At 67.8% G+C, this 16,376-nt stretch carries 15 protein-coding genes; 12 read left to right on the top strand and 3 right to left on the bottom strand.

What is annotated here, in order from left to right; all coding sequences use genetic code 11:
* Positions 1 to 136: 136 nt before the first annotated feature.
* Together KZJ41_RS22840 and KZJ41_RS22835 are read right to left on the bottom strand one after the other, a co-directional pair.
* Entirely contained in the window at positions 137 to 556 is a 420-nt protein-coding gene (locus KZJ41_RS22840; RefSeq protein WP_006934217.1) for a MaoC family dehydratase, read from the bottom strand.
* A complete protein-coding gene (locus KZJ41_RS22835; RefSeq protein ID WP_029545756.1) occupies positions 553 to 1,005 on the bottom strand; it encodes a MaoC family dehydratase N-terminal domain-containing protein in 453 nt (150 codons plus the stop codon). Before KZJ41_RS22835 ends, KZJ41_RS22840 begins: the two co-directional genes overlap by 4 nt.
* Before the next feature lie 65 nt (positions 1,006 to 1,070).
* On the opposite strand from KZJ41_RS22835, the gene KZJ41_RS22830 reads away from it, so the two are divergent.
* Complete coding sequence (locus KZJ41_RS22830) at positions 1,071 to 2,246, top strand: acyl-CoA dehydrogenase family protein (protein WP_029545754.1); 1,176 nt, start codon at positions 1,071 to 1,073, stop codon at positions 2,244 to 2,246.
* Positions 2,247 to 2,248: 2 nt separating this feature from the next.
* Positions 2,249 to 4,207, top strand: a complete 1,959-nt coding sequence (locus KZJ41_RS22825; protein WP_029545752.1) for an AMP-binding protein — start codon at positions 2,249 to 2,251, stop codon at positions 4,205 to 4,207.
* Between the two features lie 91 nt (positions 4,208 to 4,298).
* Here KZJ41_RS22825 and KZJ41_RS22820 read toward each other — a convergent pair whose 3' ends face one another.
* A complete protein-coding gene (locus KZJ41_RS22820) occupies positions 4,299 to 5,018 on the bottom strand; it encodes a FadR/GntR family transcriptional regulator (protein WP_006934213.1) in 720 nt (239 codons plus the stop codon).
* A 165-nt stretch (positions 5,019 to 5,183) separates the two neighbouring features.
* On the opposite strand from KZJ41_RS22820, the gene KZJ41_RS22815 reads away from it, so the two are divergent.
* From KZJ41_RS22815 to KZJ41_RS22770, 10 genes are all read left to right on the top strand, one after another.
* Complete coding sequence (locus KZJ41_RS22815; RefSeq protein WP_006934211.1) at positions 5,184 to 6,260, top strand: acyl-CoA dehydrogenase family protein; 1,077 nt, start codon at positions 5,184 to 5,186, stop codon at positions 6,258 to 6,260.
* 72 nt (positions 6,261 to 6,332) lie between these two features.
* Positions 6,333 to 7,499 carry an acyl-CoA dehydrogenase family protein gene (locus KZJ41_RS22810; RefSeq protein WP_006934209.1) on the top strand — a complete coding sequence of 389 codons (1,167 nt, stop codon included), beginning with the start codon at positions 6,333 to 6,335 and terminating at the stop codon, positions 7,497 to 7,499.
* Positions 7,499 to 8,248, top strand: coding sequence for an SDR family NAD(P)-dependent oxidoreductase (locus KZJ41_RS22805; RefSeq protein WP_006934208.1), 750 nt, complete (start codon positions 7,499 to 7,501; stop codon positions 8,246 to 8,248). Before KZJ41_RS22810 ends, KZJ41_RS22805 begins: the two co-directional genes overlap by 1 nt.
* A complete protein-coding gene (locus KZJ41_RS22800; protein WP_006934205.1) occupies positions 8,248 to 9,441 on the top strand; it encodes a thiolase family protein in 1,194 nt (397 codons plus the stop codon). Before KZJ41_RS22805 ends, KZJ41_RS22800 begins: the two co-directional genes overlap by 1 nt.
* Complete coding sequence (locus tag KZJ41_RS22795; RefSeq protein WP_006934204.1) at positions 9,441 to 10,679, top strand: acetyl-CoA hydrolase/transferase family protein; 1,239 nt, start codon at positions 9,441 to 9,443, stop codon at positions 10,677 to 10,679. Before KZJ41_RS22800 ends, KZJ41_RS22795 begins: the two co-directional genes overlap by 1 nt.
* Before the next feature lie 30 nt (positions 10,680 to 10,709).
* On the top strand, positions 10,710 to 11,633 hold the full coding sequence (locus tag KZJ41_RS22790; protein WP_006934203.1) for a hydroxymethylglutaryl-CoA lyase: 924 nt from the start codon (positions 10,710 to 10,712) through the stop codon (positions 11,631 to 11,633).
* Between the two features lie 55 nt (positions 11,634 to 11,688).
* Entirely contained in the window at positions 11,689 to 12,447 is a 759-nt protein-coding gene (locus tag KZJ41_RS22785; protein WP_006934189.1) for an SDR family NAD(P)-dependent oxidoreductase, read from the top strand.
* Between the two features lie 293 nt (positions 12,448 to 12,740).
* Positions 12,741 to 14,375 carry an alpha/beta hydrolase gene (locus KZJ41_RS22780; protein ID WP_006934186.1) on the top strand — a complete coding sequence of 545 codons (1,635 nt, stop codon included), beginning with the start codon at positions 12,741 to 12,743 and terminating at the stop codon, positions 14,373 to 14,375.
* 289 nt (positions 14,376 to 14,664) lie between these two features.
* Positions 14,665 to 15,522 carry a 1,4-dihydroxy-2-naphthoyl-CoA synthase gene (gene menB, locus KZJ41_RS22775; protein ID WP_029545750.1) on the top strand — a complete coding sequence of 286 codons (858 nt, stop codon included), beginning with the start codon at positions 14,665 to 14,667 and terminating at the stop codon, positions 15,520 to 15,522.
* 64 nt (positions 15,523 to 15,586) lie between these two features.
* On the top strand, positions 15,587 to 16,372 hold the full coding sequence (locus tag KZJ41_RS22770) for an enoyl-CoA hydratase-related protein (protein WP_006934177.1): 786 nt from the start codon (positions 15,587 to 15,589) through the stop codon (positions 16,370 to 16,372).
* The last annotated feature ends 4 nt before the right edge of the window (positions 16,373 to 16,376 follow it).

The raw sequence follows: 16,376 nt of genomic DNA, 5'->3' as shown, positions 1-16,376 counted from the left end.
CCCGTCCTGCCGCGACCCCGACCCGTCGCCCGGCCGCCGGGACTTCCCCGCCGGCGCTGCCGGTGTACGCGGTCTTTGCCTGCTGCGTGCGGGCCGGGGCGCGGCAGCGGATCACCCCCCTCCGGAATCCGGGGGCTTATCTGACCTCGGCGACGACGACCGTCGCCGAACCGGTGACGACGGGCCCCTTCGTTCCGGAGACGACGAGATCGAGATCGGCCCGCGCCTCCCCGTCGGTCTCGGTGATCGCCGTGATTGTCCCACCGACAGTCAGGGTGTCGCCGAGGAAGACCGGGGCGACGAAGCGGACGCCGAAGGAACGGACGTGCTCGACGCCGAATGTGTCGGAGAGCCAGCCGGCCAGGATCCCGGCCTGCATCTGGCCCATCGCGATGATGCCCGGGAACCCGGACGTCGCGACGAACTCCGGATCATGGTGCAGGGGGTTGAAGTCGCCTCCGGCGCCGGCGAATCGCACGATGTCCGTCTGGGTGATCGGACCGACGACACGCGTGTCGACGACCGCGCCGATGCGGGCCTTCGCAGGTGCTCTCATCGTTGTTCTCCTCGCTCGATCAGCACTTCCTCCAGTTGCACCGCTGGTTCACCGTCGGCGTCGACGTATTCGGTCTCCAGCGTTACGACGCGCATCGATCCGCCGCGCTTGCCCTCGCGCTGCACGTCGTCGACGATGCGCCGGGTGCCGACGACGTGGTCGCCTGCAATCAGGGGTCGAAGGTATGTCCACTTCACCGAGCCGACAACCACTCGCTCGAGTGCCAGGCCGAGCGTCTCGACGAACTTGCGCTGGTCGCGCTGGTGCCCGGCGACGACCGTGTGGGTGAGGGTCGCGGGCACATCGGCGAACCCGGCTGCCTGGGCGACCTCCCGGTCCGTGTGGACGGGATCGGTGGTGAACGTCGCGCGGGCGAACTCGCGGATCTTGCCGCGTTCGATGTCGTACTCGACTCGGTCCACCTCGCCGGAGTGGAGTGGATCTGTCATGACGGCCCTCCTTTTTTGGACTGACCTATAGTATCATTCGTCCTAAATACGTGAGGAGGGGTGCAATGGAACTCGCTGATTCCCCGGACGAAGCCCGTTTCCGCAGAGAAGTCCGCGAATGGGCCGAGAAGACAGTCACGACGCTGCCCTGGCCGGAACCGGTGGATCTGGTCGACAAGGTCCCGTTCTGGCGACGATGGCAGCGGTTGCTCTTCGACGCCGGCTACGGAGGAATGTCGTGGCCGAAGGAGTACGGCGGGCAGGCCGCCGACCCCATCCGCAAAGCCATCTTCACCGAGGAGATGGATCGCGTGGGCGCGCCGGAGCGACTCAACACGATCGGTGAGGACTTCGCCGGCCCCACCATCATCGACTTCGGCACACCGGCCCAGAAGGAACGTTTTCTGCGTCCGATCCTCACCGGAGACGAAATCTGGTGCCAGTTGTTCTCCGAACCGGAGGCCGGGTCCGATCTCGCGTCACTGCGCACCAAGGCCACGAAGGTCGACGGCGGATGGAAGATCAACGGGCAGAAGATCTGGACCAGCCGAGCGCACATCGCAGCTCATGCCATCCTGCTCGCCCGCACGGGTGGGGGGCCACGCCACAAGGGCATCACCTTCTTCCTCCTTCCCATGGACAGCGAGGGAATCACGGTTCGCCCGCTCGCCCACATGCTCGGTGAGGCCGAATTCAACGAGGTCTTCCTCGACGACGTGTTCATCCCCGACGATCTCGTCGTCGGCGACGTCGACGGCGGGTGGAAGGTGGCCATGGGCACGCTCGCCTACGAGCGAGTGGCGATCGCCACCGGCCGGGTCAACACCAAGCGGGCCGTGGACGACATCGTCGGCGACATCGCAGAGATGACCGACGAGTCGGGCCGCCCGCTCGGTGCGGATCCGCTGATCCGGCAGAAGGTCGCAGACCTCTACGGCCGCGCGCTCGTGCACTACCTCATCGGCCAGCGCGTGATCACCCTGGCGGCGAACGACGGCCCACCCGGTCCGGTGACGTCGATCGGCAAGCTGTTCTTCTGCCCGCTCGTCGAAGAACTGGCGGATTTCCGGCTGTCCCTCGAGCCCGCCGGCGGCCAGTTCGCACTCGACGACGAGCAGCAGCGAACGTCACGCTGGCTCCGGCTCGCGTATCAGGCCCGCGGCACCGCCATCGCCGGTGGTTCCACCTTCATCCAGCGCAACATCGTCGCCGAGCGCATGCTCGAGATGCCGAGGAGCTGACAATGTCCGACTACACCTGGATCCCCACCGCCGACTACGTCGACAACGCCAACGTCACCCGGCTCGCCCGCGCGCACGGCCTCGGCGGCCTGGACGAGTTGCGTGCCCGCTCCGTCGCCGACGTGCGGTGGTACTGGGATGCGGTGGTCCGTGATCTCGAGCTGCCGTTCCAGGTGCCGTATCGCGAAGTTCTCGACACCTCGCGCGGCATCGAGCATTCCGACTGGTTCGTCGGCGGTAGGACGAACATCGTCGACGCCTGCCTGCGGCGCTGGGTCGCCGATCCGGTGGCCGCCGAGCGGCTCGCCGTCGTGCACGAGGCGGAGGACGGAACTGTCCGCACGCTGACGTATCGCGAGCTGGGGGCGGAGGTCGAGCGTGCCGCCGCCGGACTGCGGGAGCTGGGAGTGGGCCGGGGCGACGCGGTCGCCCTGTTCCTGCCGATGATTCCCGAGGCCGTCGTGTCGATGTACGCCATCGCCCGGCTCGGTGCGGTTCTCGTGCCGCTGTTCTCGGGGTTCGCGCCCAGCGCGATCGCGTCCCGCATTCAGGATGCGGACGCGAAAGTGGTGGTCGTCGCGGACGGCACCATCCGCCGGGGCAAGTCGGTCCCGATGAAGCCGGCCCTCGACGAGGCCCTGAAGACCTGCCCCACGGTGGAGTCGGTCGTCGTGGTCGACAACCTCGACGCCGGAGCAGGATCGGGTGAGCGCGAGATGTCCTGGACCGGACTGCTCGCGAGCCGTGATGCGGTCCCGATCGAGGCCATGGACGCCTCCGAGCCGTTCGCGCTGGCCTACACGTCCGGCACGACCGGCAAGCCGAAGGGCGCCGTACACACCCACGCCGGGTTCCTGGTGAAGACGGCGAGCGAAGTGGCGTACTCGTTCGATCTGAAACCGGGCGGGGTGTTCTGCTGGATCACCGACATGGGCTGGATCATGGGTCCGTTGTCGATCGTCGGCACGCATGCCAATGGTGGGACGCTGTTGCTGTACGAGGGCTCACCGGACGTACCGGACCGGGACCGGCTGTGGCAGCTGACCGAACGGCATCGGGTGACGATGCTCGGAGTTTCTCCGACGCTCATCCGGACGCTGCGCGGGCAGGGAAGCGATGTCGCCGCCCGGTACGACCTGTCCTCGGTGCACACGATCGGCTCGACCGGGGAGCCGTGGGACCCGGACTCGTACGAGTGGCTCGCACGCGAGGTGTTCGGTGGCCGCGTCCCGATCATCAACTTCTCCGGCGGTACCGAGGTCGGCGGGTCGTTCCTCGCACCGTATCCGGTGCAGCCGATCCGCAGCTGCTCGCTGGGCGGTCCGTCGCTGGGCATGGACGTCGACGTCGTCGACGATGCTGGCCGTCCGCTGCGCGGTGAACAGGGCGAGCTGGTGTGCCGGCAGCCGTGGCCGTCTATGACCCGCGGGGTGTGGAAGGACGAGGAGCGGTACCTCGAGGCGTACTGGTCGACGTTCCCCGGTATGTGGCGGCACGGAGACTATGCGCTTGTCGACAGCGACGGGCAGTGGTACATCCGGGGCCGGTCCGACGACGTCATGAACGTGGCCGGCAAGCGCCTGGCCCCGGCGGAGGTCGAGGCGGTCCTGACCGCGCACCCGGCCGTGTCGGAGGCCGCGGCGGTCGGTGTCCCGGATCCGAAGAAGGGGGAAACGGTGTGGGCGTTCTGGGTGCCCAGCGCGGATGCGGACGGGACGGACATCTCGGGGGAGCTGGCCGCCAGTGTGGCCGCAGAACTGGGTAAGCCGTTCGCGCCCAGCGTGGTTCACCGGGTGTCGCGTCTGCCGAAGACACGGTCGGCGAAAATCCTGCGCCGCGCGGTGCGGGCGGCGGCGCTGGGCACCGATCCGGGAGACCTGTCCGGTGCCGAGAACCCGGAGGCGGTGGAGGAGATCCGCGCCGTGGTGACCGGTGCCGAGCTGGGCGCCGTAGGGACGTAGGCGACGCGATGGCCCCCATACCGAAGTGGTATGGGGGCCATCGCGTCCCTCGGGGTAGGGGGACTCCTGCGAGCCTGGACGGGGGCGTCGCTCAGGACTCCTGGTCCAGTGGAATGTCGGTGCGCTCTTCGAACTCCCGGATCGACTCGGCGTACGAGTGAACGTGGCGGCTCATGCGACGGACCGCAGCATCGGGGTCGCGGTCTCGGATCGCTCTGGTGACCGAGCGATGCGCCTTCACGGTGATCTCGCGGACCTTCTCGTCGATGAAGCCCTCGTTCTCGGTGGCGGCGTAGATGGCACGGGACAGCGAGATCATCAGACCCGACAGCAGTTCGTTGTGGCTCGCGCTGGCGACGGCGATGTGCCAGTCGACGTTGGCCTGGAGGAACGCGTCGAGCTTGTCGCCGGCGGCCGCGATGTCCTCGTTCGCGGCGTCGAGCCGCGCGAGATCCTCGTCGGTCCGATGACGGGCGGCCAGTTGCGCGCAGAACGGTTCGATCGCCTCGCGCGTTTCGAGCAGCGCGCCCAGGCGGATCTGGCGTCCTCGAATGAGCAGCGCCACGGTGTCGGCCATCGACTGCTCGCCGGGTCGCTGGACGAAGGCACCCCCGGCGCGTCCCGCCTTGATTCGTACCAGGCCCTGTACCTCGAGGATGCGCAGAGCCTCGCGCACCGTGGTCCGGCTCATCTTCGTCTGGACGACGAGTTCGCGTTCCGGGGGAAGCGGGGTCCCTTCGGTGTATTCGCCGCTGAGGATGCGTTCGCGCAGCTCGTTGGCAAGAACATCCGACGCCTTGGGAACCTCCATCGGAGTCAGCTGGATGGAGGAACGTCCGGTCCGGGTCGTGCTCGGTGCGGCTGGTGACATGACTCCCCGCCCTCTCTGGTCTAACGGTCAGACCTAATATACCATCGAATCGTCGCTGCATTCATCTTGCAGGGTATTCCCCGACTCATCGAGAGGACCAGTTCCATGCGTTGGGAGCTGTCAGAAGAGCAGGAAATGTTCACCGAAGCCCTCGGCGGCTGGCTCGAGCGGTTCGCGGCACCCGCGAACGTCCGGAAGTGGGGCGAATCGGGTGAACCTGCCGAGTTCGAGCGCAGATTCGTGGAGGAGGGGTGGTTCTCGGCCGGCCTGCCGGAGGATGTGGGCGGACAGGGGGGCGGTCTGCTCGAACTCGCGCTGACCGCCGAGGCACTGGGCCGGTGTGCCGCCCCGGCGAGCGCGTGGACCGCGTCGGTGCTCGCGGCCCCTCTGTTGCCGCCTGACGTCGCCGACGCGGTGCTCACCGGTGGCGAATTCGCGGCCCTGGCACTCGATTCCAGCCGTCCCCTCGGACTCCGCGACGCCGTGCGCGTCGACGAGCGAGGGGTGCTGACCGGTCGCGTGTCCGCGGTGCTCGGCGCCGAACGGGCCGCTCGGCTCGTCGTCCCCGCCGAGGGTGGCGACGGAGCGGCCCTCTATCTCGTTCGGGTCGGAGACCCGGGCGTCACGGTCACGCCGCGGCGTTTCCTCGATCCGTCCCGGGGCGCGGCCGACGTACGGTTCGAGAACGTCGTCGCGCAGCGCCTCGACGTCGATGTGCCGGCCGCGCTGGCCGACGCGGGGTTGCGCGCCGCCGTGCTCGTCTCCGCGGACGCGCTCGGGGCGATGGAGCGGATGCTGCAATTGGCGGTGGATTACAGCCGAACACGCCACCAGTTCGGTGTGCCGATCGGTTCCTTCCAGGCGATGAAGCACGCTGCCGCAACGATTCTCGTGTCCGTGGAGGCGGCTCGGTCCATCGCCTACTATGCCGCGGCCTCGGTGGATCTCGGCCTCGAGGAGCGCGCGATGCATGCGGCGATCGCGAAGGCGCAGGTGACCCGGAGTGCGGTCCAGGCCGCCGACAGTGCGCTCGTGATGCACGGCGCCATCGGCTACACGTGGGAGCACGACCTGCAGCTGTTCTACAAGCGCACCAAGCTCGACGAGAAGCTGTTCGGAAGCCCGGAGGTGTGGAACGAGCGTCTCGCTCGGGATCTGCCTCTTCTGCCGGCGGCCGGCTGACCACCGTTGACTAAATGGTCTGTCCTTTAGTAACTTAATGCCAAACGGTAGCGACGACGACGGGACTGTGTTGTGGACTTCGATCTGACCGAGGATCAGGCAACGATCCGAGATGCGGTACGAGAACTCGCCGGCAAGTTCGACGAGCAGTACTGGGTGGAGAAGGACGCCGCCCACGAATTCCCCACGGAGTTCTACGACGCGTTCGCCAAGGGCGGCTGGCTGGGCATCACCACCCCCGAGGAGTACGGAGGACACGGCCTGGGCATCACCGAGGCCTCGATCCTGCTGCAGGAGGTCGCCGCGTCCGGCGCCGGCATGAACGGCGCCAGCTCGATGCACCTGTCGATCTTCGGCATGCACCCGGTGATCGTGCACGGCTCCGAGGAACTCAAGCAGCGCACCCTGCCGCGAATCGTCAACGGAGACCTGCACGTGTGCTTCGGGGTCACCGAACCCGGCGCGGGCCTGGACACCACCAAGATCACCACCTTCGCGCGGCGCGACGGCGACAAGTACATCGTCAACGGACGCAAGGTGTGGATCTCGAAGGCGATGGAGTCGGAGAAGATCCTCCTGCTCACCCGCACCACCAAGTTCGAGGACGTGACCAAGAAGACCGACGGTCTCACGCTCTTCCTCACCGACCTGGACCGCTCGAAGGTCGAGATCCGCCCCATCAAGAAGATGGGCCGCAATGCCGTCACCTCCAACGAGTTGTTCATCGACGGACTCGAGATCCCCGTCGAGGATCGGGTCGGCGAGGAGGGCAAGGGCTTCAAGTACATCCTCGACGGGCTCAACCCGGAACGGATGCTCGTCGCCTCCGAGGCCCTCGGCATCGGCCGCGCCGCCCTGCACCGCGCCACCCAGTACGCCACCGAGCGTGAGGTGTTCGGCCGCCCGATCGGCATGAACCAGGGCATCCAGTTCCCCCTCGCGGACTCCCTCGCCCACCTCGACGCCGCCGAGCTCGTCCTGCGCAAGGCGACCTGGCTCTACGACAACGGCCGCCCCTGCGCCCGCGAGGCCAACATGGCCAAGTACCTGTGCGCCGACGCCGGCTTCCAGGCCGCCGACCGCGCCCTGCAGACCCACGGCGGCATGGGCTACTCGGAGGAGTACCACGTCGCGCGCTACTTCCGTGAGGCGCGCCTGACGCGCATCGCACCACTGAGCCAGGAAATGGTTCTCAACTACCTCGGCGAGCACGTGCTCGGCCTCCCCAGGAGCTACTGATGTTCGAACTCACCGGAAGATCCGCCCTCGTGACCGGCGCGGGCAGCGGCATCGGCGCCTCCGTCGCGCACGCGTACGCCGCCGCCGGCGCTGCCGTCCTCGTCACCGATGTCGACGAGGACGCGGCCGCCGCCGTCGCCGCGGAGATCACCGCCACCGGCGGTACCGCCAAGTCCGCCGTGCTCGACGTCCGCAACGCCGCCCAGGCCGCGGCCGCGGCGGAGCAGGCCGCCGCCCTCGGGGGCGGCGTCGTCAACATCCTGGTCAACAACGCCGGGGCCATCGCACCCGCGATGTTCCCGAATCTCGAGGAGGACGACTTCCGCCGCATCGTCGACATCCACCTCGTCGGCAGCTACGTGTGCAGCAAAGCCGTGCTGCCCTATCTGCCGGAGGACGGCACCGGGCGCGTCATCAACGTCACCTCCGCCGCCGGCCTGCAAGGTACCATCGGCCAGGCCAATTACGGGGCGGCCAAGGCGGGCATCATCGGCCTGACCAAGTCGCTGGCCCGCGAGCTCGCCCGCAAACAGATCACCGTCAATGCCATTGCGCCCCTTGCAGCCACGCCGATGACCGAGAACATCCGCAGCAACGACAAGCTCGCGGCCAAGACCCTCGAGCGTGTCGCGCTGAGGCGCTGGGCCGAGCCGAACGAGATCTCGGCCAGCTTCGTGTTCTTCGCCTCCGACGGCGCCTCGTACATCACGGGCCAGGTGCTGCCCGTCGACGGTGGAACGGTGATCTGATGACCAACGCAACCAACCCGTTCCAGCGCTCCGCGCGCGAGGTGATCATCGCCGAAGCGGCTCGCACCCCCATGGGCCGATCCCACGCCGAACGCGGATGGTTCCGTGATACGCATCCGAACGAGATGCTCGGCGCGGTCTACACGGATCTGATCCGCCGCAGCGGTCTGGCCCCGGCGGCAGTGGAGGACCTCATCGTCGGTTGCACCGCGCCCTTCGGTGAGCAGTCCCGCAACATCGGCCGCAACGCATGGCTGCAGGCCGGATACCCGCCCGAGGTGCCGGCCGTCGTCCTCGACCGCCGTTGCGGCTCCGCGCAGACCGCGGTCGAGATGGGTACCGCCCTCGTCGGGTCCGGCACGCACGACCTCGTCATCGCCAGCGGTGTCGAGCACATGGGCCACGTGCCGATCAACTCCCCGGCCAAGATCTCCGAGTTCTACGGCGATCCGTGGCCGGCCGAGTTGCGGGAGAAGTACGACTTCGTGCACCAGGGCGAGAGCGCCGAGCTCATCGCCGACCGGTGGGGCATCGCCCGGCAGGAGATGGACGAATTCGCCGTGCGATCCCATCGTCTGGCGACCGAGGCCATCGAGGCCGGGCGGTTCGACGAAGAGATGATCCCCCTCGAGCTCGACGGCGAGTTCCGCAGGACCGACCAGACCGTCCGGCCCGGCACGAGCCTGGATACCCTGGCCGGCCTGAGGACCGCGTTCCGGGAGAACGGCCGGATCACCGCCGGCAGTTCGTCGCCGATCTCGGACGGCGCGGCCGGTGTCCTGCTCGCCTCGCGGGACGCGGTCGAGACCCACGGTCTGCGCGCCCGCGCCCGGATCCTCGACCAGACCACGGTCGGAGTCGACCCGATCATCATGCTCACCGGTCCGATTCCGGCAACACAGAAGCTGCTCGACCGCAACGGGATGACGATCGACGACATCGACCTCTTCGAGATCAACGAGGCGTTCAGTTCCGTGGTCCTGGCCTGGGAACGCGAACTCAAGCCCGACATGGACCGGGTCAACGTCAACGGCGGCGCGATCGCGCTCGGGCACCCGGTCGGCGCCACCGGCGCCCGTCTCATCGCGACGATCGTCGCCGAACTCGAACGTCGCGACGCCGAAATCGGACTGGTCACCATGTGCTGCGGTGGCGGACTCGGAACCGCCACCCTGATCCAACGGATCGACTGATGATCGACCTCACGCCCCACGTCCGGGCCGGCGACGGAATCTGGTGGAGCCAGACGAGCGCGGAACCCACCCCGCTCGTCCACGCCCTGCTCGACCAGCTCCCGTCGATCGGCCCGGTCCGGGCGTTCGTGGGACTGACCTGGGACCGCCGACTCACCGAGCAGACCCCGGACGAGTTGTCCGTCGTCTCCTACGGCGGGCTCGGTGAACTGCGCCGGCTCAGCCAACGGGACCGGCTCGAGGTCGTGCCCTGCCACTACGGGGCATTGCCCCGGCTGTTCGCCGAGCACCGCCTGCCGTGCGACGTCGGGTTCGTGCAGGTCGCTCCTCCCGACGCCGACGGCAACTGCTCGCTCGGCGTCGGCGTCGACTACGTCGCCGACGCACTCGAGCACACCCCCGTCCTGATCGCCGAGATCAATCAGCGCATGCCGACCACCCACGGTGCACCCAGGATCCCGCTGTCGCGGTTCGCGGCGGTCGTCGAGACCGACCGGCCGCTGCTCGAAGCGCCCGACCGTGAGCCCGCCGCCGTCGAGACGGCGATCGCCCGGCACGTCGCCGGCCTCGTCGAGGACGGCGACACCATCCAGGTCGGTGTGGGCACGCTGCCCTCGGCGGTGCTGGCGGCCCTGGAAGGACATCGGGACCTCGGCCTGCACTCCGGCATGATCTCCGATGCGGTGCTGCGGCTGATCGACAAGGGCGTGCTGACCGGTGCGCGCAAACAGATCGACATCGGACGCCACGTCACCGGGGCGGCGCTGGGCACGGCCACCCTGTACGAGCGCCTGCCGCACCTGCCGGTGGAATTCCGTCCCGCCAGCTATACCCATGCGCCGCAAGTGCTCTCGCAGCTGACCGCGCTCGTGTCGATCAACTCAGCCATCGAGGTCGACCTCACCGGGCAGGTGGGGGCGGAACAGGCCGGAGCCACCTACGTCGGCGCGGTCGGCGGACAGGTGGACTTCTCCCGGGCCGCGGCCCTGACCGGTGGCCGCTCGGTCATCGCGCTGCGGTCCACCGCGCGGGGCCGCTCGTCGATCAAGCCGGCCCTCCAGTTCGGATCCGTCACCACGGCCCGCGCCGACGTGGACTACGTCGTCACCGAGCACGGCGTCGCCGAACTGCGGGGCTGTTCGCTCGCGGAACGGGCCCGACGAATGATCGCCGTGGCAGCCCCGGAACATCGCGAGCAGCTGGACATCGCACTGACCGAGCACGACCTTGCTTCGTAGCGGAGCGAGCGGAAACGAGGAGTGAACGCCATGACGCGTCCCCAACGGGTACAGATCCGAGAAGTCGGTCCGCGCGACGGCTTCCAGAACGAGCCGGAGACCATCCCGACCGACGACAAGGTGCGGCTGATCAACGCCCTCGGGCGCGCCGGCCTGAAGCGTATCGAGGTCGCCAGTTTCGTGCGGCCCGACGTCATCCCGCAGCTTTCGGACGGGGTGGAGGTGCTCAGCCGCATCGACGTGCCCGACGACGTGAGGCTGATGGTCCTCGTGCCGAACAGCAAGGGACTGGACAACGCGCTGAAGGTTCGCGACACCTTCCACGAGGTCGCGATCTTCGTCAGCGCATCCGAAACCCACAACAAGAAGAACGTCAACCGCACCGTCGACGAAACCATGGCGGACAACGACATCATGGCTCGCCGGATCGTCGCCGAGGACCTGCACTGCGCTGCGGTCATCGCGACGTCGTTCGGATGCCCCTTCGAGGGCAAGGTGGAGTTGAAGCGGGTGTTGGACCTGGCGGAGAGATTCGCCGAATCCGGAGCCACGGAGATCGGCTTCGGTGACACCACCGGCATGTGCAATCCGGCCTACGCCTCGGAGTTCTTCGCCGCGGCCATCGAACGTCTGCCCGGCGTCGAGGTCACCGCGCACTTCCACAACACCCGCGGCCAGGGCCTCGCGAACGCGTTCGCCGCGCTCGAGGCGGGGTGCGCGAGCTTCGAGTCGAGCTTCGGTGAACTGGGCGGCTGCCCCGTCCCGGTGGGTTCGACCGGCAACATCGCCACCGAGGACCTGGTGAGCATGTTCCACGAAATGGGCGTGGAGACCGGCCTCGACCTCGACTTGGTCATCGACGCCGCTCGCGAAGCTCAGCAGGTGCTGGGCCGCAAGCTCACCAGCCACTCGATCGTGGCCGGCCCGATCCAGTGGGCCGCGGGCGTGCGCTGACGCCCTCGTCCCCGGTACGACTTCGACATCAGAACCAACAACACGGAGTGAAATCATGAGCAATCGAGTCGCATTCGTCACCGGCGGCGCGCAGGGCATCGGCAAGGGAATCTCCGATGCGCTGGGTGCCGCGGGCTTCCGCGTCGCGGTCGCCGACCTCAACCTCGAGGCCGCCGAGGAGACCGCGGCCGCCATCCGCGAGGCCGGAGGCCAGGCAATCGCCGTCCCGGTCGACGTGACGGACACCGAGTCCGTGCAGGCGGCGGTCAAGCAGGTCGCCGAGCAGTTCGGTCCCGTCGAGATCGTCGTCAACAACGCCGGATGGGACGACTTCATGCCGTTTCTGAAGACCGACGAGGCGTTCTGGGACCGGATTCTCGAGATCAACTTCAAGGGCCAGCTGCGGGTCGTCCAGGCGACCCTGCCGGGCATGGTCGAGCGTGGCTGGGGGCGCGTCATCAACATCGGTTCGGACGCCGGACGCGTCGGCTCGTCGCTCGAAGCGGTGTACTCGGGTGCCAAGGGCGGCATCATCGCGTTCACCAAGACCCTCGCTCGTGAGGTCGCCACGAAGGGCGTCACCGCCAACACGGTGTGCCCCGGACCGACGGACACCCCGGCCCTGCGCAAGTTCGCCGACAACTCCGGTCAGGAAGCCGACAAGGTGATCGCCGGCATGACCCGCGCGGTGCCGATGAAGCGGCTCGGCAAGGCCACCGACATCGGCGCCGCCGTGGCGTTCTTCGCCTCCGACGAGGCGGAGTTCGTCACCGGCCAGACCCTGTCCGTCAGTGGTGGCCTGACGATGGCCTGAGCGCCACTGCCTGTCCCACACACCGGCCGGCAGTCGATCGGCTGCCGGCCGGCGTGTCCGTCCGTCGTGTCCGTCCGTCGTGTCCGGAGCTCGGCGTGCCGCGTGCGATCGGGTCGATCCGAGACCGAGCGGCCCACCCACCTGCGGCAGGTCCCCTCGAATTACTCGAACAATTTGACCATGAACGTAATTCAAATTCGTGTGAATCTCGAACGGGCGCGGGGGTAAGGCGACTCGGCTCTCGCGGTTCGGGCAGGAACGCGATAGTGCGGCACCCGAAGGAGCCACCAACCATGAAGATTCCCCTACCGGGCAGCGGCCTGTATCGACGGATGGGCCGGTGGGCCGGCGTCGTGAGCGGAGCCGCCGAGGGTGTCCGCGCGGTTGCCGCCGGCTCGGCCCGATTCGGCGGTGAACTATCTCGGATCGCCCTCGGCGCTTCCGAGGTCGCACCCCCGAAGGGGGATCGTCGATTCGTCGATCCCGCGTGGACCTCGAACCCGATGTACCGGCGCATCGGTCAGGCCTATCTGCTGTCCGCTCGGGAGATCGAGGACGCGGTCGACCGTATCGGCCGAATCGCCGATCCGGTTCGGGCACAACAACTCGCCTTCGCAGCACGGATCGTCGTGAGCGGACTCGCCCCGACGAACTACCTCATGACGAACCCCACGGTCCTCAAGGAGACGTTCGACACGGCCGGCCTGAACCTGGTGCGCGGACTCCGGAACTACGTCACCGACGTGCGGCGAAACGGTGGCATGCCCGCCATGGTCCCGCACGGTGCCTTCGAGGTCGGCCGCGATCTCGCCGTCACACCCGGTGCCGTGGTGGCCCGGGACGAGGTCGCGGAGGTGCTCCGCTATGTGCCCACCACCGACACCGTGCACGCCCGTCCGGTACTGGTGGTGCCGCCCCCGATCGGCCGCTTCTACTTCCTGGACCTCCAGCCGGGACGCAGTTTCGTCGAACACTCCGTGTCCCGCGGTCTGCAAACCTTCATGCTCTCCTGGCGTAACCCCAACCAGGACCAGGGCGGATGGGATCTCGACACCTACGCTCGGCGAGTCTCCGAGGCGATCGACACGGTTCGAGCAGAAACCGGCAGCGACGACGTGAATCTCATCGGATTCTGCGCGGGTGGCATCATCTCGACCGGGCTGCTCAATCATATGGCGGCCACCGGCGACACGCGGGTGCACTCGATGTCCTATGCGGTCACCATGCTCGACTTCGAGAACAAGGAACTGCTCGATGCGTTCGCCGGGCAAAAGCTGGTGTCTTTCGCGCGGGGCCGCTCATTGAGGAACGGCATCATCAGCGCCCGCGACATGGGCAACGCCTTCCTGTGGATGCGCCCGGACGACCTCGTGTTCAACTACGTCGTCAACAATTATCTGATGGGCAGGACCCCGCCTGCATTCGACATACTTGCGTGGAACGCCGACGGCACGAATCTGCCCGGCTCCCTACATGCTCAGTTCCTCGACATCTTCCGCGACAACATGCTGGCGAAGCCGGGCTCGATGACGGTGCTCGGCACGCCCGTCGACCCGGGGACCGTCACAGTCCCGACCTTCGTCTCCGGTGCGATCGACGACCATCTCACCGCCTGGAAGGGGTGTTACCGGACCACACAGCTCCTCGGAGGTGATTGCACGTTCGTTCTCAGCTACTCCGGGCACATCGCGAGCCTCGTCAATCCGCCCGGCAATCCGAAGTCCCATTACTGGACCGGCGGCGCCCCCGGTGCGGACCCGCACCAGTGGCTCGACCAGGCCACCCGCGTGACGGGCAGTTGGTGGGAGCCGTGGGCCGACTGGGTAAGTGAGAGGTCAGGAGACCGCATGTCGTCGCCGGTCCTGCACGAAGCCGAGTATCCGCTCGGCCCCGCTCCGGGACGCTATGTCGGGGAGCCCTCGAACTGACAGCTTCGCCGGCCGAGGAGGCACGCATGGATCTCGAAATCGCCGACTCCGTCGCTCCCGACGGCGGGACGGCGAGACCGTCCTTGTGCGTCTCCGTGACGGTCGGCTGCACCACAGTGACACCGGGTCGACGGACGTGACGGAAAGGTCTGCATCCACGCGCACGCAGTGCAAAGTCCATACAGTGCGGGGCTGGAAGTGATTGGTGGACAAGGAGCGGCGGACGATCGGGAGTGTGAACACGGCTGGAACGTTAACGATCGTTTGCAGGTGCGCCTATGATCGCGACATGACGACGAACAACGAAGCAGGCGCAACCGTGGCCTGGACTCCGGTGGGAGAGTACGAGGACATCCGGTACGAGCACAGCGGTGACGGGATCGCAAAGATCACGATCTGCCGTCCCGAGGTGCGCAATGCGTTCCGGCCGCAGACGTTGATGGAGATCTCCGACGCGTTGGTCGATGCCCGGGAGGATTCCTCGATCGGTGTCATCGTGCTGACAGGGGAGGGGCCCGACGCGTTCTGCTCGGGAGGTGACCAGCGGGTGCGCGGAGACACCGGCTACCTCACCGAGCCGGGTAAGGCGGGCGGCGTGGGACGCTTCCACGTCACCGACCTGCAGATCCAGATTCGCCGACTGCCGAAGCCGGTGGTGGCCATGGTCGCCGGGTATGCGATCGGCGGCGGGCACATCCTGCATCTGGTGTGCGATCTGACAATCGCGGCGGACAACGCCCGCTTCGGCCAGGTCGGTCCCAAGGTCGGTTCCTTCGACGGCGGATACGGCGCGGGTCTGCTCGCGGAGTTGGTCGGGGTGAAGAAGGCCAAGGAGATCTGGTTCCTGTGCCGCCAGTACGACGCACGGCAGGCCCTGGAGATGGGGCTGGTCAACACCGTGGTGCCACTGGCCGACCTCGAGCGCGAAACCGTCCAGTGGTGCCGCGAGATGCTCGAGCTCTCCCCCTTCGCGCTGCGCCTCATGAAGGCCAGTTTCAATGCGTCGGAGGACGGCATGGCCGGCATCCAGCAGCTCGCCCACGATGCGAATCTGCTGTTCTACTCCACGGAAGAAGCCAGGGAGGGGCGCGAGGCGTTCAAGGCGAAGCGCCGTCCGGAGTTCGATAAGTTCCCGCGCCGGCCCTGACCTTCCATTTCGGTCCAACAATTAGTATGGTTGGGTCATTGCTGGTTCGAACAGGATGGTGTGCATGTCGGAAACCGCTACGCCCGCAGTCACATGGAGTGACGCCGCTGCCGGCGTCATGACGATCACGCTCCAGCGTAGGCCCGCGAACGCCCTGGGCCTGCCGATCATCGACGGCCTGAACGCGGCGCTGGACGCCGCCGATGCCGACGGTTCGGTGAAGGTGATCGTCGTCCGATCGGATATCCCCGGCTTCTTCGCTGCAGGGGCGGACATCAAGCACATGTCGTCGGTGGATGCAGAGTCATTTACCGCCTACGGCGATCGGCTCCGCGGGGCGCTCGACCGGCTCGCGTCGGCCGACCGGATCACGATCGCCGCGGTGGACGGTCTCGCGCTCGGGGGTGGCCTCGAGCTCGCGATGGCCTGCACCCTGCGGGTCGGCGGGGCGGACGCGAAGTTCGGGCTTCCCGAGGTCAAGCTCGGTCTCATCCCGGGAGCCGGTGGTACCCAACGTCTCCCGCGTCTTGTGGGCCGTGGTCGTGCGCTCGACATCATGCTGACCGCCCGCCAGGTCCGCGCCGACGAGGCACACGCGATCGGGCTGATCGACCGGCTCGTCGCGGCCGGCGGCGCGACGGAGGCGGCGCTCGCCCTCGCGGCCGAGCTGTGCACGATGTCGCTGCCCGCGCAGCGCGCCGTCATCCGGACGGTCGACGCCGCGTTCGACACGCCGCTCGACGAGGGCTTCCGCTTCGAGGTCGCCCAGGAGCAGGACCTGTTCGAGAGCGGGGAGGCGAAGGAGGGCATCACCGCGTTCCTCGAGAAGCGCGCCCCGCGCTTCTCCTGAGCGC

It is taken from the genome of Rhodococcus sp. 11-3, assembly GCF_023704055.1.
GTDB lineage: Bacteria > Actinomycetota > Actinomycetes > Mycobacteriales > Mycobacteriaceae > Rhodococcus > Rhodococcus aetherivorans.
This window is presented reverse-complemented; position numbering and strand designations above follow the sequence as displayed.